The organism is Nostoc sp. (assembly GCF_036917275.1).
GTDB lineage: Bacteria > Cyanobacteriota > Cyanobacteriia > Cyanobacteriales > Nostocaceae > Nostoc.
In genome coordinates, this window is record NZ_JBALDF010000059.1 from 44,558 (window position 1) to 69,546 (window position 24,989).

A 24,989-nucleotide genomic window follows, 5' to 3' on the forward strand; every position below is an offset into this window, starting at 1 on the left:
AAGATTTAAATCTAATTACATTGAATAAACTGAGAAAATAATAAAGTTTTATGAGCTTATTACCTGTAGATTACCAATCCAGATTAACTGCGGTTGATTTTGATCCATTTGCAGATGGAGAATTACTTTTAACCGCCCCTGCCACAGAATCACAAAAAGAAATTTGGGCTTCTGTGCAAATGGGAGATGCAGCCAATTGTGCTTATAACGAGTCCCAATCTCTGCGACTAAGAGGTGAACTTGATGTCAAAGTTTTCCAGTCTGCGGTGGAAGAGTTAGTACAACGTCATGAAGCACTACGGACAACTTTTAGCACAAATGGTAATATACTCTGCATTGTTGCTTCTCGACAAATTGAAATCCCAATTATTGATCTTTCTAGCCTAGAACTACAGGATCAACAGGAAAAATTAGCTAGTATCTTGCGACAAGAGGTAGAGCAACCTTTTGATTTGGAGCATGGCCCTCTATTTCGGGCAAAAATTGTCAAATTGCAGCTGCAAGAACATCTAGCTATTTTGACAGCCCATCATATTATTTGTGATGGTTGGTCTTGGGCAGTGCTGATGCCAGATTTGGGTAAACTCTATTCTGGCTTGCAACAAGGTATTGTTTCTGAATTAGAAGAACCAGACCACTTAAGTGAATATGCGATTTTGCAGGAAGAAGAGGCGGATAGTCCAGAAGCGATCGCTACAGAAAAATACTGGTTGAAACAATTCGCTGAGTCTGTACCTGTACTGGATTTCCCCAGCGATCGCCCCCGTCCACCACTGAGAACCTTTAACGCCGCCCGCGAAGATTGGCATTTAAACCCCGAACTAGTTGTCAACCTTAAACAACTAGGGACAAAACTCGGTTGTAGCTTTATGACTACTATCCTGGGAGGATTTGAGGTTTGCCTGCACCGTCTGACAGGACAAAATGACTTAGTTGTAGGTATTCCAGCCGCCGGACAAGCTGCTTTGGGGCAATATAATCTCGTAGGTCACTGTGTAAATTTACTACCATTGCGTAGCCAGATTAATGGCGAAAAATCTTTCAGCGACTACTTGCAAACGCGGCGATCGGCTGTGTTAGATGCCTATGACCATCAACAATTTACCTTTGGCAGCCTGGTCAAAAAATTAGTATTACCAAGAGATTCTAGCCGCATTCCCTTAGTACCAATTATATTTAATGTCGATCAAGCGCTAGAGAGCGATCAACTTCCCTTTATCGACTTGGAGGTAGAATTTTTCTCTAATCCACGCGCATTCGAGAATTTTGAACTGTTTGTCAATGCTACAGAATTGCATGGTCAACTGATCCTGGAATGTCAGTACAACACTAATTTATTTGACGCTGACACTATCCGCCGCCGGATGGCAGAGTTTGAAACTTTGTTATTGGGCATAGTTGCCAACCCTAATCAAAGTATTGCTAAATTGCCAATTTTGCCAGCAGTTGAGCAACAGTTATTAGCAATATGGAATAATACTCAAATAGCTTATCCCCAAGATATCTGCATTCACCAGCTGTTTGAAACTCAAGTGCAGAAAACTCCAGACGCGATCGCTGTAGTTTTTGAAGAGGAACTTATTAGCTACCGCGAACTGAATCTGCGAGCCAATCAGCTAGCCCATTATCTCCAAAGCTTAGGAGTCGGTTCAGAAGTTCTGGTTGGTCTGTGTGTCGAGCGCAGCTTGGAAATGGTTATAGGAGTTTTAGGCATTCTCAAAGCTGGAGGAGCCTATGTACCCTTAGATTATGCTTATCCTCAAGAACGTTTAGCTTTCATGTTGCAAGATGCTCAGGTGTCAGTGCTACTAACGCAGGAGAAGCTAAAGTCGGGGTTACCCAACCATCAAGCAGAGATTATTTGCCTTGATACCAATTGGCAGTCCATAGATTATGAGTTGGATAACCCAACACATAACATCACTGCCAATAACTTAGCCTACGTCATCTATACATCTGGCTCGACAGGTCAACCAAAAGGCGTTCAAATTCAACATCGCAGTGCTGTTAATCTCCTGAATGCGATCGCTCAAGAACCCGGTTTAACAGCTGAGGATACTCTCCTGTCTGTTACTAGCCTATCCTTTGATATTGCCGTTTCAGAAATTTTTCTACCACTGTCTGTAGGTGCGAAGTTGGTGTTAGTGAGCCGTGAAATTGCGGCTGATGGTACCCAACTGCTAAAAGCGCTAACCACCTCCGGGGCAACCTTTATGCAACCGACACCAGTTACTTGGCGGCTATTACTGGCAGCCGGATGGCAAGGTAGTCCTCAACTCAAGATGATTTCCACAGGCGAAGCCTTACCTAGAGAGCTTGCAAATCAATTATTACCGAAGGGAGCTTGTCTGTGGAACCTTTACGGCCCTACAGAAACAACGATTTGGTCAACAGGCTGCAAGGTGACAACGGCAAATAAACCAATAAGCATTGGTTGCCCTCTTGCTAATACCCAGCTCTACATTTTAGACTCCCATTTACAACCCGTTCCCATTGGTATATCAGGTGAGTTGTATATTGGTGGCGAAGGACTAGCAAGGGGATATCTGAATCGTCCCGAACTGACTGCTGAGAAATTTATTTCTAATCCTTTCAGCCCAAACCCTAAATCACGCTTATACAAAACTGGAGACCTGGCTCGTTATTTACCAGATGGACAAATTGAATACTTAGGTCGGATCGACTATCAAATAAAATTGCGTGGTTTCCGCATAGAATTGGGCGAAATTGAAACTGCACTCCTGCAACATCCAGGAGTAAAAGAAGGCGTTGTAATTGTTCGAGAAGACACTTCTAATGAGAATAATTTAGTAGGTTATATTGTTGCGGAAACTGGTCAAGATAGCTTGCAAGTGATTTCGCAGTTGCGTCGATTCTTGAAACAAGAGCTTCCTGATTTTATGGTGCCAACGATCTTTATGGCACTAGAAGCTATGCCGTTAACCCCCAATGGGAAAGTTGATCGCAAGGCATTGCCAGAGCCAGATGCTTCCCGCCCGGAACTGGAGGCAAATTATGTAGCGCCTCGCACTCCCATTGAGCAGCAGATTGCAGATATCTGGATGCAGGTTCTTAATGTCAAGCGGGTTGGGATTTACGACAACTTTTTTGAATTGGGGGGATATTCTCTAGTAGGAATTCAAGTGGTTTCTCGAATCCGCCAAGCCTTGCAAGTAGAAATCCTAATGTCCAATTTATTTGAATTACCAACGGTAGCAGATTTGGCTGAACGAGTGGAGACTCTGCGTTGGGCAACCCAAGGTATTCAGGCGGCTGAGAGTGAAACAGCTGATGATTACGAGGAAGGTGAGCTATGAAAACATTAAATGAACTACTATCTGAGCTACGTCAGCGCGATGTAAAACTTTGGCTAGAGGGCGAAAGCCTACGCTATCGGGCGGCAAAAGACAGTCTCACCCCGGAATTGCTAACCGAGTTAAAAACTCAAAAAGCCGAAATCATCAGCTTTCTCCGACAAATTACTACAGCCGCCAGTTCACAGATTCCCCCAATTGTCGCTTGTGAACGGAATGGCAACTTGCCGCTTTCCTTTGGTCAGCAACGGTTATGGTTCCTCCATCAGTTTGAACCTGATAGTTCCTCAAATAATATGCCCGTCGTGGTACGTTTTACGGGGAATCTCAATGTTGCTGTTTTAGAAGAAAGTTTGAAAGAAGTCGTCCGCCGCCATGAAATCCTGCGGACAACTTTTCCAGCAGTGAATGGAAAGTCCACTCAAGTCATCGCCACCGATGTTTCCTTGACACTGCCAATAATTGACTTGCAGCAAGTACCAGATGAACAACGGGAGGCGGAAGCTCATTTACTGGCAACTAAAGAAGCTCATCAACCCTTTGATCTAGGTAAGGGGCCGATTTTGCGGGTGTTACTGCTGGAGTTAAGCGAGCAAGAGCATCTGCTGATCTGGAATATGCACTGCATAATTTGTGATGGAGCTTCTTCTGATCTGTTCTATCAAGACCTGACTACCATCTATAAGGCATTGTCGGCGGGGAAGGCTTCTCCTTTACCTCCCTTAGCTGTGCAGTATGCTGATATTGCCAATTGGCAATATCAATGGCTCCAGGGAGAGGTTTTAGAGTCACAGGTAAACTACTGGAAACAAAAGCTAGAAGGTAATTTACCTATTATTAAGTTACCTTACGATCATCCCCGTCCTTATGGTGTGCAAACCTATCGAGGCGATCGCGCTGCCCTACTGCTATCAAAGGCGCTGAATCATGCCCTAAGAGACCTGAGTCAAAAGTGGGGAGTTACCCTCTTCATGACTCTACTGACAGTGTTTGAGCTATTACTCTACCGTTATTCTGGACAAGAAGACCTACTCATTAGCTTTGCAAGTGCAAGTCGGGCACAAGTAGAAACCGAGGGGTTGATTGGATTTTTTTCTAATACTCTTGTACTGCGGAGTAACTTTGCTCATAACCCAACTTTCCGAGAATTGTTAGACCGAGTGCGTAAGGATTGCTTACAAGCTTATACCCATCAAGACCTACCCTTTGAAAAACTAATTGAAGAACTTAGACCAGAACAACAAAGTCGGAATTCGCCTTTATTTCAGGTAAAGTTCTCCCTCAATCCTCCTTGGTCGAATGGTCGTGGTATGGCATCAGTAGAACTAGCTGATTTGACTATCACTTCTCTATTTGGCTACATCTATCATGGTAAAACCAAATATGATCTGACATTAGTCTTGCGGGAACAGGATAATGGTCTGGGCATGGTATTTGATTACAATGCCGAGATGTTTGATGCCAGTACCATAGAGCGGATGTTAGGACACTTCAAAACATTACTCGAAGGTATTGTCGCTAATCCCGATCAGCCGATTGCTGAATTACCCTTGTTGACAGCAGGTGAACAACATCAATTGTTGGTTGAGTGGAACGGCAATCAGGCTGATTATCCTCAAAATACTTGTATTCATCAGTGGTTTGAAAATCAAGTCAAGCAAACTCCAAACAATATTGCAGTAAGTTTTGAAAATCAGCAATTAACCTATCGAGAACTCAACCAGCGTGCAAATCAACTAGCCCACTATTTGCAAACTTTAGGGGTAAAATCTGGGGTATTCGTCGGTCTTTATGCAGAGCCTTCCTTAGAGATGATTGTGGGGCTGTTGGGTATTTTGAAAGTTGGGGGAACTTACGTATTTATAGCTCCGACATCTGGGCAAGATGGTCTGGCTTTCATTTTAAAAGATGCCCAAATCTCCTTAGTGTTAACCCAAAGCTCATTAATTGAGAAGTTCTCTGAGCATCAGGCACAAGTTATCTGTTTGGATACTGATTGGGAAGTTATCGCCCTACACGCTACTGAAAATATAGACTATTATACCACAGAGCAGACTCTCGCTTGTGTGATGTATGTGTCCGGTTACAATGGAAAACCCAACGGTATAGGCATTACCCACCGTAATCTTGTCACCCACAGCTTGGCAATTAGCGAAACTTGGGAGTTAACCCAGAGCGATCGCCTACTACTCATATCTAGTATCACAACTGATACTTTCATTGAATCACTGTTCCCTAGTTGGATTACTGGTGCTACCACAATTCTCCAGTCTCAAGAGCTACAAAACTCGGCGGCGCAGTTTTTCCCATTCATTGCTCAACAAAAGATTACCGTTGTTAATATACCTACTTTTTTTTGGTATGAGTTAGTTAAAGAGCCATCTGTGTCTTTACAAACTTTGCCAGCCATCTTGCGCTTAGTCATAGTTGGTGGTGAAAAAGTTTCACGTAATGCTTATTTAACTTGGGTAGAAAAAGTTGGCAAGCAAGTACGCTGGCTGAATGCCTATGGATTACTAGAAACAACTTTAACCGCCACAGTTTACGATCCGGAAACTGCCACTGAAGCCAGTAACACTCGTTCAGAAATTCCCATAGGAAAAGCGATCGCCAATACCCAAATTTACATTCTCGATCGGCGATCGCAACCCTTGCCAATTGGCGTTACTGGCGAAATCTACATCAGCGGTATCGGTGTTACACAAGGCTACTTTAACCGTCCAGACTTAACATCTGAGAAATTTATCCCTAACCCCTTTAGCAGCGAATCTGGGGCATACCTTTACAGAAGTGGCGACTTAGGACGCTACTTAAGTGACGGCAATATTGAGTTTCTAGACCGCGTAGACAATCAGGTAAAAATTCGTGGTTTTCGCATTGAGTTGGCTGAAATTGAGACAATTTTGGGTCAATATCCAGGCGTGCAAAAAACTGTGGTGATTACCAAAGAAGATGTTCCTGGAGATAAGCATTTAGTTGCTTATCTTGTTCCCAAACAAGGAGAGACTTTGGGGAGTGAGCAACTGCTGAGTTTTTTCCAGCAAAAGCTGCCTGAGCATTTGTTGCCTTCTACCTTTGTCATAGTAGATTCTCTGCCATTGAATGCTAATGGCCAAGTTGATCGCAAAGCCTTATCTGCGCTTAATCCAACTAATTCTAAAATAGAAAAAATATTTGCCACAGTAGAAAATCCATTACAACTTCAATTAACAGAAATCTGGGAAAATATTTTAGGAATTCATCCGATTGGAATAACAGATAATTTTTTTGATTTGGGTGGACACTCACTGCTGGCAGTACGTCTGTTTTCTTATATTGAAAAGATAGCGGGCAAGAATCTACCTCTATCTATCCTCTTGCAAGCCCCAACTATTGAGCAATTAGCTAATATTGTTGAGCAAGAAAGATGCTCAAAACCTGGGGTTGCAGCGACGCCAATAACTGATGTAAAGTCTGAAACATCAATTCCTTGGTCATCTTTAGTAGCTATTCAACCCAACGGTTCTAAGCCTCCTTTTTTCTGTGTACATGGTTTGGGTGGAGAAGTTCTACGTTTCCGTGAATTAGCATTGCATTTAGGAGCAGATCAACCATTTTATGGATTACAGCCACAAGGGTTAGATGGAAAACAGCTTCCTTATACCCGGATTGAAGATATGGCAGCGCACTACATTCAACAAATCCAAACTATTCAGCCCCATGAGCCTTATTTTATCGGTGGATACTCCTCTGGAGGTATAATTGCTTATGAGATAGCTCGGCAATTGGTTATGCAAGGCAAGAAAGTAGCTTTGCTAGTTTTATTTGATACCTACGGTTCTAGAAAAAGCGAATCTGTGTCATTGCAAAAGCCAGATTCTCGCCATTGGAAGAGTCTTTTAGCAATTGCATCTAACTATGTTATTAAGCAGGTAGAAAGAAATAGAGCGCGGCTTAAGTATCAGATAAAAGAGATGATCTGGCGGTTTGTCTTTCAATTTCACCTGACCTTTGGACGCCCCTTAGCTTACTCCTATCGGAAATTTATGGTACAAGATGCCACCATACAAGCGCTAAGAAAATATGTTCTACAAGTTTACTCAGGTCGAGTAACCGTATTCCGAACAGAAGATGGTCTTGCAGTTACCCAACAGGAGGCTGATCCCAAAATGGGTTGGAGTAAATTGGCATTAGGGGGAGTGGATATCTATGATATTTCCGGGATTCATAATTCCATTTTTAAAGAACCCCATATACAATCTGTGTCCGAAAAAATCAAAGCTTGCATAAATCAAACTATTGCAAAAACCTAAATTTTTCTAGACTTATAGGAAATGTAATTCAGACACAAAGATTATAACGTTTTGCTTCTCACTTCTGAATTCTGAATTATGCTGTAGTTAAAGCTTTGTAACCTCATCTCGCTTGCGGGATGGGGTTGTTTTATTCGCGAGTAATATAGCGGTTCTGGTTTGCATCGAAGTAAGAATCGCTATAATTTCCACTGACACCTTGATATATATGTAAGTGCGATCGCTAATCAAGCCTTTGCATAAATCCTAAACTGGCTCTTACCTAGTGTATTTACTGAAGTTTTGCGATGACTTAGAGGAAATAATATATATGGTAAATTCGATGCAATTCTTGATAGTAATGCCAATAATCATCCGAAGGTTTACTTTGCATTCTTCGGTGCTAACTCAGATCAGGTAGATCACATTCGACTGTTGGAAAATAATCCCTTTGCTTTTAAGGATTTACCAAATGGTGGTGATAAAGATTACTACAATGTGATTGTGCAGGTAAATTTGAGTGTCAATACTGTGTAATATTAAAATTGAGTAATTACTTCACAAGTTTGAACATCCTCATCCACCTTGGGGGGTGGGGCTATGCTTATCTATAACAAGGAAATAGATTTAATATTAATTAAACTAGTAGATTTACTGAAGGCAGTTATTAGCTTTCCTTCATAAATTTAATAGTTAATTCCTCTAGGGTGACAAAAATCTTCGCCTTTACTTCTGGAGTTAATTTTTATTAAATTAAGTTAGCAAAAAAGTGATGAAGGATTCTTTTACAATCGGGTATGGCGCTGTTTACCAAGGAAAGCTCACTGTCTTTCGCCATCAGTAATACTGTGAATCTCTATATTTAAGAATTTGTAAAAAATAATTCATAAATTTAAAGTTTTTTTATTACATAATTTTTAATTAGGGTATTTACTTAGGAAAGCATTTGTGATAGTTTCATGTTGATTGTCATAAATTAAAATATGCAACACTAAGTTTAACAACCGTGTTTCCGTGTTTTGGTTTGATGAGGAGTGTCCATGTTGCATACTTGCAATGCTAAGTATTAATTATAAGATAGTATAAATTATGTAGTATGAAGCAAGTGAGAAGTTTTCCTCGATCTATTTAAACTTTTGTTTTGAATAACGGATAACAGTTGTAATGTGATCTGAATGCAGGTCTGCAATTAGACCAATTTACCCTCTGTGCTTCTACATATTTAAGCACACTGAATGCCACAGAAGTATTGCTGCTGCTGGCATAAAACCAAAAACTGCCACTGTTAGTAAAAGAGATAGTCCCTAATATTTTCGACTTTATTCCTCACTTTCACCTTCGACTTGTCTTATATGACTTATATTAAGAACGCTTTTCCCGAATTTATCACTACCTTAGAAGGGTTTGACCAATTACCAGATGAGGCGATCGCTAATCTATCAGAACAGCTGCAAGCCTGGCGCTATCGCATCGGTCAGAAAATCATCGGAAAAGAAAGTCTCCCGGAACGGATTACCATAATTTATGAGGGACAAGTACGCCTGTTGGGATATGATCCTCACACGCAAATGCCAATCACCCTAAAATTACTCCAACCAGGGGAAATTATCGGTGAAATTGGTTTGTTGCGCGATATCGCCTGTGAGACAGCGATCGCCTCCACCGAAGTAGTATGTTTAACCTTGAATGCATCGGCATATTTTAGTTTTATCGCTTTATACCCAGCTTTTGCCAATGCTCGCAAGAACCGCAGTTATTTGGTGGAAGTTTTCGATATTCTCAGTTCCTATTGGCAAAAGCAAGCGATCGCGACTTTAAATCTCAGAGAACTGGCAGAAAACGCCTTACCACATGCGAAAATTCATTACCTCCCTTCAGGGAAAACTTCATTCAATCAACTGGATAACGAAAGCATCTGGTTTGTGAGTGGTGGTGGTACAGTAACGAATTTATCGCCTGGCGATCGCTTAGAATCAGACGATGACAGAGACAAGATCCAGGTTATAGGTCAAAACCCCGCCCGGTTGCTTGGTATACATCCGTCAGATTTGATGTTGGAAGATAGTCATCAGATAGTACTTGCGGTAAGTGACACCAAATCAGATAGCCAAGACGAACTGGATATTCCCTACGCATCGGACGAAATAGTTCCACAGACAGCCCCCGATACCTCAAATAGTGATAGTTCGTCAAAACTTAAATACCCGTTTTTTAGTGGTAAGGGTGAATTAAATACAGCCTTCGCCTGCTTCCAAATGATCGCGAAGCATTTAGAAATGCCGTTTCGTCGAGAAGTGGTTCGCCGCATCTTAACTGAGCAAGTCAAACGTCAGGGTAGTATATCGTTTCAAGTTACTGCTTACCTAGCTGAGTTAATCGGACTTAAGGCGCAATTGATAGAGCTACCAATCGCTTCAGTGACGCGCATTCCTACACCGGCATTGATTCGCTATGATGATAGTTTTGCCGTTTTATATGCAGCGGATGCAAATAGTATGGTTGTGGGTGTCCCATCCCAAGGAATTGTCCGCTGCAAACCCGCTCAATTGGTTGAACAATTAGATGTTGATCCAACCGACTTTCCGCCCAAAGTTAGAGTATTACTGCTCAGTCCTACCAAAGAAACACCTCAAGAGCGCTTTAGTTTACGGTGGTTTCTGCCCTATTTATCACGCTACCGTCGAGTCCTGATAGAGGTCTTTGTCGCTTCCTTTTTCGTACAGTTGGCAGCGTTGGCAAATCCTCTGGTAGTCCAATTAATTATCGACAAAGTTATCACTCAAAATAGTATTGGTACTTTACATATTTTGGGTGTTTTGCTATTAGTAGTCGGGATATTTGAAGCAGTGTTGACTACCTTACGAACCTACCTATTTGTCGATACTACCAATCGGATCGATATGGGTTTAGGGTCGGAAATCATCGACCACTTATTACGTTTACCGCTGCGCTACTTTGAACGCCGACCGGTGGGTGAACTTTCCACTCGGATCAACGAATTAGAAAATATCCGTCAATTCTTGACTGGTACTGCTCTAACAGTGGGATTAGATGCTCTGTTTTCGGTAGTCTATATCGGTGTGATGCTGATCTACAGTTGGCAACTCACCTTGGTAGGCTTAAGCACGATTCCAGTGTTTGTGATTGTCATCTTAATTGCTTCTCCCACCATTAGCCGACAGTTACGTGGCAAAGCCGAACGCAACGCCGAAACTCAATCTTATTTAGTAGAGGTGATGTCAGGAATTCAAACAGTAAAAGCGCAAAATATCGAATTGCGATCGCGCTTTTCCTGGCAAGAGCGTTACGCTCGGTTTGTCGCTGCTGGTTTTAAAACAGTTGTAACTTCCACCCTCGCCAATTCTACCAGCAACTTTCTCAACAAACTCAGCAGCTTACTAGTTTTGTGGGTAGGAGCTTATTTGGTACTCCAAGGAGATTTAACTTTAGGCGAATTAATTGCCTTTAGGATTATATCTGGTTACGTCACCAGCCCAATATTGCGCTTGGCTCAACTCTGGCAAAGCTTCCAAGAAACTGCATTATCCTTAGAACGTTTAAGCGATATTGTCGATACACCACAAGAAGGAGAAACAGACCGCTACAATATACCCTTGCCTACGATTAAGGGGGCAGTAAAATACGAAAATGTTTCCTTCCGCTTTGGCACAAGTGGGCCTCTACAACTTTCTAATGTCAACCTCGAATTTGCGCCAGGTAAATTTGTCGGCATTGTCGGCCAAAGTGGCTCTGGGAAAAGTACGATGATGAAATTACTGCTCAGACTTTACGAAACTGAGTCCGGCAGAATTTTGATTGATGGTTATGATATTGCCAAAGTAGAACTTTATTCACTGCGACGACAAATTGGCGTAGTTCCCCAAGAAACATTATTGTTTGACGGCAGCGTTCAGGAAAATATTGCTCTAACCAATCCCGATGCAACAACCGAAGAAATTATTGAAGCGGCTCAGGTGGCGTGTGCCCACGAGTTTGTGATGAGCTTGCCCAACGGTTACAATACGCGGGTGGGAGAACGGGGTTCTGCACTTTCAGGTGGACAACGACAAAGAATTGCGATCGCTCGCTCTGTTTTACAACGACCAAAATTATTAGTTTTAGATGAAGCAACTAGCGCATTAGATTATCCCACAGAACGGCAAATATGTCTCAATTTAGCCCAAGCATTTAAGGGTGATACAGTATTTTTTATTACCCATCGACTGAATACTGTGAGTAATGCAGATATGATCGTTGTGATGGATAATAGCAGGGTTATAGAACAAGGCAGCCATCACGAATTAATGGCTACTAAAGGTCATTATTATTACCTATATCAGCAACAAGATGTGAACTTATAATTAGTCATGGCTGGGGGCATGGCATCAAAGGATTTTCAGTTTGACCAACATTCCATAGATGTAGCAATCAACGTAGATTAGGCACTGCCACAAATATCAAAATCTAGGTTTTCGGTATCCATAAATAGTGCCCAACCTACAAAAAATCCAAAATCTAAAATCTAAAATCGTTATGACTCAACTTAATGGGAATCACCTCAACGGCAATCATAAAAACGGTAATCAGAAAAACAGAGTCAAGCAAGATTCACGGGTACTTACAAAACAACAGAAAGCTGCTCAAGAGCCATTAATTAACTCAAACACTCAGGAATTTGAGCAATCAGTTGTCTTGCGCCAATCTCCAATTTGGTCGCGGACAATCATGGTTACCCTAATGGGACTAGCCTGTTTTGCAATTGCTTGGGCTTATTTTGCAAAAATTGAGCAAGTAGTACCAGCAACAGGACAATTAAAACCGCAAGGAACAGTCAAAGATGTTCAGGCTCCTGTTAGTGGAGTGGTGAAAACGGTTTATGTTAAAGATGGACAAGAGGTAAAGCCAGGAGATCCACTGCTGACTTTTGATTCCATCGCTTCTGTTGCTGAATTAAATTCTTTTTATAAAATTCGCCTTGCATTAATTAAAGAAAACCAGATTTATCGTCGATTGTTGGGTGCAAGTACCGCCGCAGGGTCTGAACTCTTATATTTGCGCGGTAATTTGCCACAAGAAACTGCTTTTTTGCTGAAAAGTCGGGCAGCTTTAGTAGGAGAAAATGAATTATTACGGACTCAATTAAAAAATTCTGGTCAAGATTATGCGCTCGGTATTGATGAACAGCAACGTCTACGAGTTGCCAAAAGAGAATTAGATTCTCGGTCTGCTGCGGCAGAATTAGAAGTAGAAAAAACAAAAAAACAACTTAGTCAAAATAAATTTAAGTTAGAAGATAGTAAAGCAAGTTTAGCTATTCAACAGCACGTTTTAGATAAGCTGAAGATATTAGCAGAAGAAGGCGGCATTTCTCAACTTCAGTATCTTAACCAGCAACAAGAAGTACAAAACCGCACGGCAGAAGTAGCACAACTAGGCGAGGAACACAAACGCCTCCAGTTTGATATAGAAAAAGGACGACAAGAGTTAAGCAATACAGTGGCTCTTTCTGATAAAAGCATTTTGGATAAGATAGCTGAGAACAAACAGCACATTGCCGAAATCGATAGCCAATTCATGAAAGTTGTACTGGATAATGAGCAGCATTTGGCAGATGTCAATAGTAAAATCTCTCAAGCACAGTTAAATGTTAAATATGAAGAACTCCGTGCGCCTGTAGCTGGAACAGTTTTCGATTTACAAGCAAAAAACCCTGGATTTGTAGCGACTCCGACTACAAAACTGATGCAAATTGTCCCAAATGAAAACTATATAGCTGAAGTTTTCATCACTAACAAAGATATTGGTTTTGTGCGAAAAGGCATGAAGGTAGATGTCAGAATTGACTCCTTTCCTTACAGCGAGTTTGGCGATATCAAAGGGGAAGTGATTGGGATAGGGTCAGACGCATTACCGCCAGACCAAACACATCAGTTTTATAGATTTCCGGCAAAGCTATCATTGGATAAACAATCCTTAGTAATTAAGGGTAAAAACGTCACCTTGCAATCAGGTATGTCCATCAGTGCCAATATAAAAGTCCGCGAAAACCGGACTGTGCTTAGTTTATTCACTGAGTTGTTTACCAAGCAAATTGATACTCTTAAAGAGGTACGTTAATTTGTTAATTTGGAAAAGTGATGTCTACAACGGACTGTGACGATGGTTAATTCTCAACGCATCGAACCCGCTCCCGGACAAGAATCAGTTTGGGATTACCCTCGTCCTCCTCGTCTGGAGGACACAAGTAAACATATCCAAATAATCTTTAACGGAGTAATAATTGCGGATACCCACAACGCCAAACGTGTTTTAGAAACTAGTCATCCTCCTTCTTACTACATTCCCCCTGCGGATATCAAAATGGAATATTTGCAGCTGGCACCGCAGTCTAGCTTTTGCGAGTGGAAAGGAAGTGCTGGTTACTACACAATTCGAGTTGGTGAAAAAGAAGTTCATAATGCTGCCTGGTTCTACCCTAACCCTACACCAGCGTTTGAAATTATGAAGGACTATGTAGCTTTTTACGCTCATATAATGGATAAATGCTACGTGAATGGCGAAGAGGTACAACCACAACCTGGTAACTTCTACGGCGGTTGGATTACCAGTGATATTGTTGGGCCATTCAAAGGCGCTTCTGGTACTTGGGGATGGTGAGCCAATTTGAGATTTTGCGTAAAGTTAGAGCGGCGGCTCTCCAAGACAGATTTTGGATTAACCAGATGCGATATTAACCCAAGTTGGTAGTTATTCATTCGAGCGATCGCTATCTAAAGAAGAATCTTCATTAGGACTTACGCAAAAATTGCCAAAAAGCTTAATTTATCGAACCGCCAAGACGCCAAGAGCGCCGAGAATTCGTAAAGTGTGCGTAAGTCCTATTCATTTATCTTTCAGACAGCGATCGCTCTGTGGCCTAACATACTCGCCCGATATTTGCTCTACGCTAATGCTGTTATTTTCTCTATTAAGCCCTGAAATAACCTTAAGCCATCGCTACCCCCTAGCATCGCGTCTGACGCCCTTTCAGGGTGCGGCATTATCCCCAACACATTGCCCTGACGATCGCAAATCCCGGCAATGTTGTTCAGTGAACCGTTAGGATTCTCCCCTTCATAGCGAAACACAACTTGCCCGTGATCTTCAATTTCTGCGAGAGTGGCTTTATCAGCGTAGAATCGCCCCTCTCCGTGGGCAATGGGCAAAGTGATAACTTCACCATTGGTATAAGCTTGCGTCCATAAGAGATTAGTCCGCTCAACTTTCAAGGGAACGCGATCGCAAATAAAATGCAAATCCCGATTTCTAGTCAACACCCCTGGCAAAAGTCCAGCTTCAGTTAATACCTGAAAACCATTGCAAATACCGAGGACAAACTTACCTTTTCGGGCGTGTTCCACAACCTGCTGCATCACAGGTGAAAACCGGGCGATCGCACCACAGCGTAAATAATCTCCGTAACTAAAGCCACCAGGGATGATCACGACATCTAAATCAGCAATATCTGTTTCTTGATGCCAAACCATGCGAGTCGGTTGTAAGAGCAAATCTCTAGTTACATAAGCAACATCGCGATCGCAATTAGAACCTGGAAAAACAACAACACCAAATTTCATGATTAGTCAAGAGAGTGGGGAGTAGGGGGAGCAAGGGAGGCAGGGGGAGCAGGGGAAGAACTATTAATTCTTGACCAATGCCCCATGCCCAATCCCTAAAATACCCCAGTCTGTGTTTCGACCTCAATCAAATCAAAGCGGTAATTTTCAATTACGGGATTTGCTAGCATTTGGTCACAAATGCGATCAAGGTCTTGACGGGCTTTCTTCTCATCAGTCGAGGTGATGGTGAGTTCAATGTACTTGCCAATCCGCACCTGGTCAACGTTTTCGTATCCCAGTTGCTTAAGACCGGATTGTACAGCCACACCAGCGGGGTCTAATACTGAAGGACGAAGCGTCACGAAAATTTTGGCTAAATACTTGGTTTGCACGGGCTTTTGGTGAATGCTGCGATCGCTATACTATAACTTTCTGTTCCAACTGAGTGAAAATAAGATTACGAAGCGGTTAAAGTTAATTGATCAATTAGCCCATCTAACAGCTTCAACTACAGTGGCATATTTAAATAATTGTCTATGAGAGCCATACGCACCCGCAGTCAAGAGCGTATTTTCAACCTACTGAAAACCGTCAAAAAAGGCATTTCCGCCCAAGATATTTACGTAGAACTACGTAACACTAATCAAAGTATGGGTTTAGCAACAGTTTACCGCTCCCTAGAAGCCTTAAAACTCGAAGGCATGGTACAAGTGCGGAATTTAGCTAACGGTGAAGCCCTCTACAGCCTAGCGCAGCAAGACAAGCACCACCTTACTTGCTTGCAATGCGGTGTCTCAATTCCGATTAATCAATGCCCCGTTCATGACCTAGAAGACCAGTTAGAATCCAGCCATAAGTTTAAGGTTTTTTACCACACCCTAGAGTTTTTTGGGTTGTGCAGTCAATGCCAGGTAAATCAATCTACTGCAATTGGTCAATAGTTATATCAATTCTATGTGATGTTGCACTTGATTTTCCCACAGACTAAAGTCCGGGGCTACCAGAACGAAGCCTGCTTAGGCAGGCTAATTATGTGCATTTTCATAAATATAGGACTTACGCAAAAATTGCCAACTTCGCTTAATTTATCGAACCGCCAAGACGAGGCAGTGCGTTGGGCGGCTCTGCCGACTTGAAGCAACTGCCGTGCCAAGAGCGCCGAGAATTCGTAGAGTGTGCGTAAGTCCTAAAATAAATGGTATCAGGTAGTTGAACTTTTTTTAAGCAAAATTTAACCAACTAAATACATCTGCAACTGTTAATTGCCAATTTTCCAAAACACTCAAAACGGGTAAAATATCTTGTTTTTCTTTTAATTCGGGTAATTTATTGGGTTCAAAAATCATGATTGACTCATCAGCCGAATCGAGTAACCAACCTAGCTTTGCTCCATTTTGAATAGAAAATGTAATTTTGCGGATAACTCGGTTTGGTGATTGTTCTGGTGAGAGAATTTCAATTATCCAATCTGGGGGAATCTCAAATTTATTCGCAACACTACCTTTTGCATCAAGGGGAATTCTTTGCCATTCAAACACAGCAATATCTGGTACTATCGAAAGTCCGTTAAATGTGCAGCGTAGTTCAGTAAAGGCATAAGCTAATTTTTGTGGTTTTGCAACTTGATTTATGGCAGAAGCTAATTCAATTTATAAAGTGCTATGTTCTCCTTGTGGCATAGGTTTTTGGTATATTTGCCCGTTAAAATACTCGCTTGCTGGTTTGGTAATTGGTAGTTTTAAGAACTCTTCTATATTTAATTGTGTGGTTGGCTGAATAGATAATGTCATAATTTACAACTTATCAAAACTTGATTATTCCATCATTAGAAGAATGCGACAATTAGTGCGTAGGCGTAGCCCGTCGTAGACATCGCATTCCCCTGACTAGCCATTGTAATTTTATCAAATAGCCCGTCGTAGATATCGCACAACCAAAACCTGAGATTACACAAGTGGGACGCAAAATAGCCCGTCGTAGTCATAGCGCTAGCTTACCGTCAGGTATTGCCTAAAATTTATCCCACATCTCCCACAATTGCATTGACTCCACAATTAGCAGAAGTGCGATCGCCTAAAATTTATTCCCATCTTTTTACAGCTACAGCACTTTGCAAGTAAATGAAGTACACCCTTCTCTTGCTTGTGACTGCTGTGAATTACCCCCCTTAATCTCCCTGTTTATTGGGGGGAAAAATAAATCTAGTTTCCTCCCCAATATATCGGGGAGGGTTAGGGTGGGGTATTTTTATATCTCACCAACTCGCAATCTGCTGTATTTTCAGGTAAATACACCACGCGGTAGGGGCGCAATACCTTGCACCCCTACGACAGATGTGGTTCAAATACTTGAATTCTGCTGTATTAGAAGAAAGTTAACTAGGACGGTTATTTTCTAATCCTGGTATTTGCTTAGAAAATAACGGGTTAGAGTCAACCTGACTATTTGAGATAACGGAACGCATACCCTCAAAAGCAGCAGGGATTGTGCGCGGATCTATAAACAAAACCTTGCTGCTATCGCTTCTACCAATTGTCGCGCCCATATCCAGATAGCCCAAGGCAAACAGAACTTCCACCGCTTTATTCGCATTGGGGTTAGTCTGGATTTTTTGGGCAACAATTTCTGCCGACTCTGCGATCGCCTGTGCTTTTAGAACCTGCTGCTGACGTTCAGCTTGAGCTTTCAGAACGATCGCCTTTTGTTCAGCTTCTGCTTGCAGAATTGTCGATTTTTGACGAGCTTCGGCATCTAATATTTGCGCTTCAGCTTTACCTCTGGCACTATTAACGGCAGATTCGCGTTCCCCCTCAGAAGTTAAAATTGCTGCCCGTTTGCGTCGTTCTGCCGACATTTGCAATTCCATCGATTCTCGCACTGCCTGAGAGGGAATAATATCTCGCAGTTCTACCCGTGTCACTTTCACACCCCAAGGATCGGTAGCAACGTCCAAATCCCGTAACAAAAGTTCACTGATGTGGGAACGAGCAGTAAAGGTTTGATCCAACTCCAGTTGTCCCATTTCGGCGCGAATTTGAGTCAGCACCATGTTTACCATTGCCGACTGGAGATTTTCTACCTTATACCAGGCTTTTTCCATATCTACGATCCGCCAGTAAAACACTGCATCCACCTCAATACCAACGTTGTCACGGGTGATGCACTGTTGGGGAGGAATATCTAAGACTTTTTCGCGGATAGTTCCTTGGTAAACAATTCTATCTACAAAAGGAATGACAAAGTTTAGTCCTGGTTCCAGTTTTTTGTTATAACTACCCAATCTTTCCACCAAAGCTTCATTGCCTTGATTGACAACTTTCACAGACCCTGCTACAGCAGAACCACCAAGGGCTAAAAAGACTAGCAAAAAAAACTGTTCCATTGTGAATCTCCTGATTTTTAAGTATTAAATGTCAAAGAGAAGGGAGATGGGGAGATAAGGGGAATACCAATGCCCAATGCCCAATACCTAAGAATTCAACAAATTTTCTGGTATCACAATCAAAGTAGTACCTTCTCTCCTAACCACATAAACTCTTTGATGGGGTGGTACGGTGAATTTGTCATCATCACATCGTGCTTGCCAAGAATTTCCCTCATACAGCACCCGCCCTGTTTTCCCAGGCGGAATTTCTGTTAAGGTTTCAGCTATAACTGCATCCCGAATTTTAGATTTGCGTTGTCGCGGTTGCAAAAACCGGCGGGAAAGCAAAACCAGTGTGGTGGAAAGCAACAGCCAAACTATAACTTGCAACCATACACTTCCCAAACCCACTCCAGACAGCAGCGCCACCACAAAAGCGCTAATTCCCATCATGAAGGCGACAAACGCCGATGGTAAGAACAATTCCATTAAACACAGAACTGCTCCTGCCAGAAGCCAGATTAAGGTAAAACTTGGCATAGCGCCATCCTAAACTTTACATTGACGTAAATGCATTTATACGATTAGATACACCCAGACGTAAGTTATTTACAGAAAGCAAAACTTGGTCTTTTTACCAATAATTTTGATTAATTTCAGTAACCAGGTGTAGCTAGCAGTACACGAATCCAGTCTATTCTAGCCTTCAAGTCATTGCCAGCTAAATGTAATCGAAATTCATGAGTTGATTGGTTTTTTAAATTTATACCTTTATGATTTCTACTCAACTGATAATTTATTGTATAAATCCAGCCTGTAATAGCCCGATTAATCCTATGGGAGATAGTGTTTGTGCCAGTTGCCAAACTCCCTTGGTTCACCGCTATCTTTGGGCTACTGGCTCATTGTCTGCTCAAATTCCACCAGGCACAAAGGTAGCAGATAGATACGAGGTAATTAGTCCTCAGATTTGGCTGGATACTCAACCGGGACTTTCGCCAGATGCACCTGAAGAATTGCCAAAGGAAGTAATTCCTTATCTACGATTATATCAAGAACGGTTACACCTGCCTCAAGCTTATGGGTTTGCTAGTTACCTTGAGGGAGATCCAAGTGATATCCTCTTATTGGAAAATGTGCCAATAAATGAGATCGGAAATATCTATCCAACTATTGTTGAGGCATGGGAGCAAGCAACGGCAGTACGACAAGTTTATTGGCTGTGGCAAATTCTCCAACTTTGGACACCTTTATCAGAATTGGGACTTAGCGGCAGTTTACTGGTAGTAGACAACTTGAGAGTCCAAGGTTGGTGTGTGCGGCTGTTGGAACTCTACCAAACACCAGCAGATGAGAAGCTGAGTTTACAGAATCTGGGGCAATGTTGGCAGTTTTGGGTAGCGTCTGCAAAGGCATCAGTAGCCAAAGGTTTACAGAACATAGTCCAGCAGATGTGTGAAACTGAGGTTGAGTTAGAGGCTATTAATGTTCAACTCAATAATTTACTATTAGCATCGGCGGCAGAATTGCCATTAGTCCTGAAGGTGGCAGGCTCTACAGATATTGGCCCATTGATGGTGCAAAATGAAGACGCTTGCTACCCCAATTCTTTAGGTGACTTAGATGAACCTTTATTGCCCCAGTTGTCGATTGTTTGCGATGGCATTGGCGGACACGAAGGCGGCGAGGTTGCCAGTAAGTTGGCAGTGCAGTCTGTAAAGTTGCAAATTCGCGCTTTACTAACGGAGGTAACAGAACAAACCCTACTTGTACCACCAGAGTTGTTGCAGGAACAACTAGAAGCAAGCTTACGGGTGATAAATAATGTGATTTGTGCCCGCAATAACGAACAAAAACGCCAAGGCAGAGAACGCATGGCTACAACCATAGTAATGGCGTTGCAAGTTCCGCAACGAGTGCAGACGAGTACTGGGTGGCAATCAAATAATACCCACGAACTTTACTTAGCTAATGTTGGCGATAGCCGTGCCTATTGGATTACTCGCAATTATTGTCAGCTACTGACAGTAGATGATGATGTCACAACGCGGGAAGTCCGCTTTGCTAAAAGCTTGTATCGACAGGCACTCCTTAGACCAGATGCTAGTGCCCTAACTCAAGCATTGGGGGCAAGAGATGCAGAATCTTTACGTCTCAAGGTTCAGCGATTCATTGTGGAAGAAGATGGCATCTTGCTACTGTGTTCTGATGGTTTAAGTGATAATAACTGCGTGGAACAATCTTGGCAGGATTATGCTAAACCCGTGTTAACTGGTCAATTGACAGTTGAAGATGCTGTTCGCAACTGGATTAACTTGGCAAACGAAAAAAATGGGCGTGATAATACGTCGGTTGTTCTCACTTATTGCCGTGTCTCCCCAGAATACTTAGTACCTGTGACTCCAGCGTTGCCAGAAGAGATTATAGAAGCAGAAATACAAGAAGAATTAGAAGAACAAGAAGAACTAGAAGAACCAATTACCTTCACAGAAAGTTCGCGATCGCTGCTAGATTTGGATCTAGATTTGGATCTTCCAGAAGAACCACTTATAACCCCAGAAATTCCACCAACGTTAATTACAAAACCTAATCGGGATAAACGCTTAGTAATGCTGGGGGGGGTATTGGCGTTGCTTGTGGGGGGTACAAGTCTGGGATTATTTGCTTGGTGGCAATTTAATCCTCAAGGATTCCAGCAAATATGTCGGCAACTTCCCCAAAGAGGGCAGCAACTTTGTCCGCCTGGGAAGTAGCAAATAGGACTCCAACTCAACATTCAGTACTCTACTTAACTACTCACCGTTGAAGATTACTGATGTGAAAAGACAAATAGTCTGGAGCCAAGAATATATATTGCTAAGGTGAACATGAAAAACTTGCAAGTTGTGGATAAAGGGTTTTCATCCGTCCCGATTATTGATATCAGCGCCTTGATTTCTGGAAAAGGCGATCGCTATTCCATCGGATCTCAAATCAAACAAGCGTGTCGAGAATCGGGGTTTTTCTATATTATCGGACATGGTGTAGACGAAAGTTTGCAGCAGCGACTTGAAGAACTCAGCCGCCAGTTTTTCGCCCAGGATTTGGAAACTAAACTTAAAATCCGCATGGCTTTGGCAGGTATTGCATGGCGAGGTTATTTCCCCGTTGGTCGCGAACTGACATCTGCTAGAAAAAATGACAGGAGGTTTGTATCGTTCTACACCTCATCGTGTACAGAACCAGTCCCAAAATCATCGTCTTTCGTTCCCCTTCTTTTTCGATCCCAATTTCGATGTGGAAGTCAAGCCGATTCAATTAAATAAAATAGTAGCGAATGATAATATAGGCGATCGCTGGGATAAAGCTAACGTTCATGATTTTTGCGGAACTTATGGTGATTATGTGTTGAGTAAGGTGTCTAAAGTTTTTCCAGAGTTGCAGCGATCGGTATTATAGGGTTTATCCCTCTTCTGTCACTCTCCGGGAGGGCAATCTCTAGAAGCTTTATCAGTGAAGCAATACAAGCTATCTTATTACAAAAACTTGGTTATTGTATTTGTTATTAGAAAAAAATCTTGCGATGCCTGCGGCGGGCTACGCCTACGCTTCGTATATAAAAGCTCTAGAATTCAGAAATGGCAAAAGTTTTCGGAGAGTGACAGAACAGGGGTAAATTGCGGCATCGATTCAGTGACTGAAGGCAAGCAGATAATCGCAAGGCTGATTGCAGAGGACAGCGAATGCGTTGATGATTTTGTAATCGACGCTAAATAAGATTTGTCATGTAATTTTTCAATATAGCAGGCAATTCTTCCTTGCTTATTTCATGCGTAACCACCTATACCATTAATTTTTCAGCTTCTTCTTCTGTTATTTCAATATCATAATCATTGACATTTAAAAAAGTCACCATAGTAGCAAAAGCAGTGCGTTTGTTACCTTGCTCAAAAGCGTGATTGCAGGCTATGTGAAATAGGTATGCAGATGCCTGTTCATAAATTGTGGGATGCAAATACTCTCCCCCAAAAGTTGCTTGAGGCGAGTAAACAGCAGAGTCCAGCAAGCCTTCGTTAAGTATGTTTAACGACTCGCCAGTTTCACTGACGAGTTCATCATGTATAAGGATTACGTCTTCTTTCGCAAGAAATTTAGGATGCTGCAAGTCTCTTGTAAATCGGTTCCCATTTTTTCATTGTTGACAGGAAGATCAACACAGTTTCTGATTCTTGAGGAGTTATGTCTCCTAAATCGAATGCCTTAACCTCCTCTTGGGAGAACGCGTTGACTCGTAACCCTGCTTCAATCATTGACTTTAGTCCATGTTTTAGGGTTTCTAGGGCAACATAGTTGCCGTCTTTTTTGGGAGTTTCAGGGCTAACTGCGTTTTTGATTTTCTTGTATATAACAACGGAACCTGATGTTACGTTTTTGATTGCTTCTCTTTTGTCGTTTCCTAGAAATAAATCCCAGTCTGCCTCTAAAATTTCTTTTAAAAGGAAAACAGATTTGACAAAGTACAGTAGTACTGCTAATTCGGCTTTGTTCGCTATTTCGCTAATTTTTTCAACCAGCTTCAAAAGTCTATCAAGTTTTTCTTTAAACTGAACTATCTCTTGCTTAAGTTCATCCTGCGAGATCCCTCTAGTGCTGGCTATTTCGGCTAGTTCAGCACTGAACTCATATTGTGCATTAGGAAAATGCAGGCATTGCTCAAACAGCTCTACTTGTGTTTGAAATGTTGAGATTGTTTCCTGTGTGAGCATGAAGCTTAGTGTCATTGCCTTACCACCCTTACAGTCAGAAAATTGGGTATTTATTTCCCCTACTCAGAACAACTCTTTAACCTTACTAGAAATACTAGGGATACAGGATTGTTATATCTCTAGGATATATCCACTATATCTATTAACGAGACTTAAACATTTTTGAGGCATAAACAAGCCTCAAACCCATGCTGGGTAAAGAAAATCCACCAAAGGCTCAAAAAGGCTTGAAACCTAGATATATCAAAAAATTAGGCAAAACAATGTCAAAGTGTCTCTGTATATACGTTTGATAGTTTTTTCTGGTTACTTTTTGTTTAAGTCCCATTACAATGATGTCACTAGTGCGATGTAATTAATGCTGTGTCACTATCTTGCTGTTATCCGCGTGCTTGTACCCCAAAATGAAGGCGATACACTATAAAAGTGACTTTTATGCTGGCTTGGGGGAGAAGTTGGAAATTGATCAAAATCCCTGTAAGGTAGGACTTACGCAAAAATTGCCAAAAAGCTTAATTTATCGAACCGCCAAGACGCCAAGAGCGCCGAGAATTCGTACAGTGTGCGTAAGTCCTGTAAGGGATTAAAACAACTTTCTGAAAATTGGTACTCTAAGCCAGATATGAAGACTGTTTTACTCCAGACTCCTGCTGTAGCTCTCAGCAGATAGCTTGCTTGTTAAGCTTATCCGTGGTTTAATTTCAATACGGCATATATATCAATTTATCGTAGTTTATTGACGACTCAATTACCGGAATTAACTTGTCAGCCACAAAGTAAATATAAAACTTTCCATGTCTATCCAAACTATTGGTATTTTAAGTCCAGGTGATATGGGACAGGCGATCGCAGCTGTTCTGAATCAAAATGGATTGAAAACTATTGCTGCTCTAGACAATCGCAGTGAACGAACTCGGCAATTAGCAGCCGCAGCCAACATCCAAGATGTGGGTTCCCTGACGCAACTGGTAATTGAATCTGATGTAATTTTGTCAGTTCTAGTCCCCGCAGCAGCGACTGAAGCAGCAAAACAAGTCGCTGAGGAGATCAGCAATGTTGGAAAACAGATCCTCTACGTTGACTGTAATGCGATCGCACCCCAAAAAGTCATAAATATCGCCAAACTCATCGAATCAGTTGGCGGAATATTCGTAGATGCATCAATCATTGGCGCACCACCGCGAGTTCCCAATCGTACCCGCATATATACTTCGGGAAAACAAGCAAGTCAACTTCAACAACTGCGAGATCATGGCTTGGATGTGCGCGTGATTGGTGATGAAATTGGTCAGGCTTCCGGGTTGAAAATGTCCTATGCAGCTCTGACAAAAGGACTTACAGCAATCGGCACAGAATTACTGATTGCAGCCCATCGTTTGGGGTTGGATAAGGAACTATGGGATGAAGTGTCTAGTAGCCAAAAGGAACTTGCTAGCATATTAACCCGTTCGATTCCATTGATGACACCAAAAGCGCATCGTTGGGTAGGAGAAATGGAAGAGATTGCAGAAACATTTAAAGAGTTAGGTCTGACTGAGCGGATTTTTTATGGAGCAGCCGACGTTTACCGTTTGGTGAAAGAAACCTCTTTGGGTAAGGAAACACCAGAAGAATGCGATCGCGATCGTTCATTGAATGAAATTATTACGATTCTCTCGAATGAAGCAATTTCTGACACATAATCAAGACTATTTTAT

The 24,989-nt window shown here is 42.0% G+C and carries 17 protein-coding genes and 3 pseudogenes; 12 read left to right on the forward strand and 8 right to left on the reverse strand.

Annotated features, from left to right (window positions below; translation table 11 throughout):
* Nucleotides 1-50: 50 nt before the first annotated feature.
* From V7K35_RS22525 to V7K35_RS22550, 6 genes and pseudogenes are all read left to right on the forward strand, one after another.
* Nucleotides 51-3,314 (forward strand): annotated as a pseudogene (locus tag V7K35_RS22525) (non-ribosomal peptide synthetase); the annotation flags it as partial.
* Complete coding sequence (locus V7K35_RS22530; RefSeq protein ID WP_335081782.1) at nucleotides 3,314-7,606, forward strand: non-ribosomal peptide synthetase; 4,293 nt, start codon at nucleotides 3,314-3,316, stop codon at nucleotides 7,604-7,606. The pseudogene V7K35_RS22525 and the gene V7K35_RS22530, both read left to right, overlap by 1 nt.
* Nucleotides 7,607-7,912: 306 nt before the next feature.
* Complete coding sequence (locus V7K35_RS22535; RefSeq protein WP_335082030.1) at nucleotides 7,913-8,122, forward strand: DUF4114 domain-containing protein; 210 nt, start codon at nucleotides 7,913-7,915, stop codon at nucleotides 8,120-8,122.
* An 815-nt stretch (nucleotides 8,123-8,937) separates the two neighbouring features.
* Entirely contained in the window at nucleotides 8,938-11,946 is a 3,009-nt protein-coding gene (locus V7K35_RS22540) for a peptidase domain-containing ABC transporter (protein ID WP_335081784.1), read from the forward strand.
* Between the two features lie 172 nt (nucleotides 11,947-12,118).
* Nucleotides 12,119-13,702 (forward strand): HlyD family efflux transporter periplasmic adaptor subunit, encoded by a 1,584-nt coding sequence (locus V7K35_RS22545; protein WP_335081786.1) that lies wholly within the window; start codon nucleotides 12,119-12,121, stop codon nucleotides 13,700-13,702.
* A gap of 42 nt (nucleotides 13,703-13,744) precedes the next feature.
* The gene (locus V7K35_RS22550) at nucleotides 13,745-14,242 is read left to right on the forward strand and encodes a DUF427 domain-containing protein (protein ID WP_335081788.1); all 498 of its coding nucleotides are present in this window, start codon (nucleotides 13,745-13,747) and stop codon (nucleotides 14,240-14,242) included.
* Between the two features lie 284 nt (nucleotides 14,243-14,526).
* Here the strand turns inward: V7K35_RS22550 and purQ are convergent, their stop codons facing one another.
* Both purQ and purS read right to left on the reverse strand, forming a co-directional pair.
* Nucleotides 14,527-15,201 (reverse strand): phosphoribosylformylglycinamidine synthase subunit PurQ, encoded by a 675-nt coding sequence (gene purQ, locus V7K35_RS22555; RefSeq protein WP_334795214.1) that lies wholly within the window; start codon nucleotides 15,199-15,201, stop codon nucleotides 14,527-14,529.
* A gap of 95 nt (nucleotides 15,202-15,296) precedes the next feature.
* Complete coding sequence (gene purS / locus V7K35_RS22560) at nucleotides 15,297-15,575, reverse strand: phosphoribosylformylglycinamidine synthase subunit PurS (protein WP_273767735.1); 279 nt, start codon at nucleotides 15,573-15,575, stop codon at nucleotides 15,297-15,299.
* Nucleotides 15,576-15,719: 144 nt separating this feature from the next.
* On the opposite strand from purS, the gene V7K35_RS22565 reads away from it, so the two are divergent.
* Nucleotides 15,720-16,124, forward strand: a complete 405-nt coding sequence (locus V7K35_RS22565; RefSeq protein WP_298912765.1) for a Fur family transcriptional regulator — start codon at nucleotides 15,720-15,722, stop codon at nucleotides 16,122-16,124.
* A 279-nt stretch (nucleotides 16,125-16,403) separates the two neighbouring features.
* Here the strand turns inward: V7K35_RS22565 and V7K35_RS22570 are convergent.
* The 4 genes and pseudogenes from V7K35_RS22570 to V7K35_RS22585 form a co-directional block, all read right to left on the reverse strand.
* Nucleotides 16,404-16,973, reverse strand: a pseudogene (locus V7K35_RS22570) (Uma2 family endonuclease).
* 35 nt (nucleotides 16,974-17,008) lie between these two features.
* A complete protein-coding gene (locus V7K35_RS22575; RefSeq protein ID WP_335081790.1) occupies nucleotides 17,009-17,167 on the reverse strand; it encodes a hypothetical protein in 159 nt (52 codons plus the stop codon).
* 390 nt (nucleotides 17,168-17,557) lie between these two features.
* A complete protein-coding gene (locus tag V7K35_RS22580) occupies nucleotides 17,558-18,565 on the reverse strand; it encodes an SPFH domain-containing protein (RefSeq protein WP_334795211.1) in 1,008 nt (335 codons plus the stop codon).
* An 87-nt stretch (nucleotides 18,566-18,652) separates the two neighbouring features.
* Complete coding sequence (locus V7K35_RS22585; protein ID WP_334722522.1) at nucleotides 18,653-19,087, reverse strand: NfeD family protein; 435 nt, start codon at nucleotides 19,085-19,087, stop codon at nucleotides 18,653-18,655.
* A gap of 233 nt (nucleotides 19,088-19,320) precedes the next feature.
* Between V7K35_RS22585 and V7K35_RS22590 the strand changes: the two genes are divergently transcribed.
* The 4 genes and pseudogenes from V7K35_RS22590 (at nucleotide 19,321) to V7K35_RS22605 (ending at nucleotide 22,303) form a co-directional block, all read left to right on the forward strand.
* Nucleotides 19,321-21,300, forward strand: coding sequence for a protein phosphatase 2C domain-containing protein (locus V7K35_RS22590; protein WP_335081792.1), 1,980 nt, complete (start codon nucleotides 19,321-19,323; stop codon nucleotides 21,298-21,300).
* 114 nt (nucleotides 21,301-21,414) lie between these two features.
* Nucleotides 21,415-21,693, forward strand: a pseudogene (locus V7K35_RS22595) (2-oxoglutarate and iron-dependent oxygenase domain-containing protein); the annotation flags it as partial.
* A 31-nt stretch (nucleotides 21,694-21,724) separates the two neighbouring features.
* Nucleotides 21,725-21,985 (forward strand): hypothetical protein, encoded by a 261-nt coding sequence (locus V7K35_RS22600; RefSeq protein WP_335082046.1) that lies wholly within the window; start codon nucleotides 21,725-21,727, stop codon nucleotides 21,983-21,985.
* A gap of 54 nt (nucleotides 21,986-22,039) precedes the next feature.
* A complete protein-coding gene (locus V7K35_RS22605; protein WP_335081794.1) occupies nucleotides 22,040-22,303 on the forward strand; it encodes a hypothetical protein in 264 nt (87 codons plus the stop codon).
* 64 nt (nucleotides 22,304-22,367) lie between these two features.
* Here V7K35_RS22605 and V7K35_RS22610 read toward each other — a convergent pair whose 3' ends face one another.
* Nucleotides 22,368-22,691, reverse strand: a complete 324-nt coding sequence (locus V7K35_RS22610) for a type II toxin-antitoxin system death-on-curing family toxin (RefSeq protein ID WP_335081796.1) — start codon at nucleotides 22,689-22,691, stop codon at nucleotides 22,368-22,370.
* On the reverse strand, nucleotides 22,678-23,307 hold the full coding sequence (locus tag V7K35_RS22615; RefSeq protein WP_335081798.1) for a hypothetical protein: 630 nt from the start codon (nucleotides 23,305-23,307) through the stop codon (nucleotides 22,678-22,680). Before V7K35_RS22615 ends, V7K35_RS22610 begins: the two co-directional genes overlap by 14 nt.
* Before the next feature lie 779 nt (nucleotides 23,308-24,086).
* Between V7K35_RS22615 and V7K35_RS22620 the strand changes: the two genes are divergently transcribed.
* Nucleotides 24,087-24,974 carry an NAD(P)-dependent oxidoreductase gene (locus V7K35_RS22620; protein WP_335081800.1) on the forward strand — a complete coding sequence of 296 codons (888 nt, stop codon included), beginning with the start codon at nucleotides 24,087-24,089 and terminating at the stop codon, nucleotides 24,972-24,974.
* Nucleotides 24,975-24,989: the final 15 nt, after the last annotated feature.

Coding starts and splice junctions, on each gene's coding strand:
- V7K35_RS22530 (WP_335081782.1), top strand. CDS start 3,314: ATGAAAACATTAAATGAACTACTATCTGAGCTACGTCAGCGCGATGTA.
- V7K35_RS22540 (WP_335081784.1), top strand. CDS start 8,938: ATGACTTATATTAAGAACGCTTTTCCCGAATTTATCACTACCTTAGAA.
- V7K35_RS22545 (WP_335081786.1), top strand. CDS start 12,119: ATGACTCAACTTAATGGGAATCACCTCAACGGCAATCATAAAAACGGT.
- V7K35_RS22550 (WP_335081788.1), top strand. CDS start 13,745: ATGGTTAATTCTCAACGCATCGAACCCGCTCCCGGACAAGAATCAGTT.
- purQ (WP_334795214.1), bottom strand. CDS start 15,201: ATGAAATTTGGTGTTGTTGTTTTTCCAGGTTCTAATTGCGATCGCGAT.
- V7K35_RS22565 (WP_298912765.1), top strand. CDS start 15,720: ATGAGAGCCATACGCACCCGCAGTCAAGAGCGTATTTTCAACCTACTG.
- V7K35_RS22575 (WP_335081790.1), bottom strand. CDS start 17,167: ATGACTACGACGGGCTATTTTGCGTCCCACTTGTGTAATCTCAGGTTT.
- V7K35_RS22580 (WP_334795211.1), bottom strand. CDS start 18,565: ATGGAACAGTTTTTTTTGCTAGTCTTTTTAGCCCTTGGTGGTTCTGCT.
- V7K35_RS22585 (WP_334722522.1), bottom strand. CDS start 19,087: ATGCCAAGTTTTACCTTAATCTGGCTTCTGGCAGGAGCAGTTCTGTGT.
- V7K35_RS22590 (WP_335081792.1), top strand. CDS start 19,321: ATGATTTCTACTCAACTGATAATTTATTGTATAAATCCAGCCTGTAAT.
- V7K35_RS22600 (WP_335082046.1), top strand. CDS start 21,725: ATGACAGGAGGTTTGTATCGTTCTACACCTCATCGTGTACAGAACCAG.
- V7K35_RS22615 (WP_335081798.1), bottom strand. CDS start 23,307: ATGACACTAAGCTTCATGCTCACACAGGAAACAATCTCAACATTTCAA.
- V7K35_RS22620 (WP_335081800.1), top strand. CDS start 24,087: ATGTCTATCCAAACTATTGGTATTTTAAGTCCAGGTGATATGGGACAG.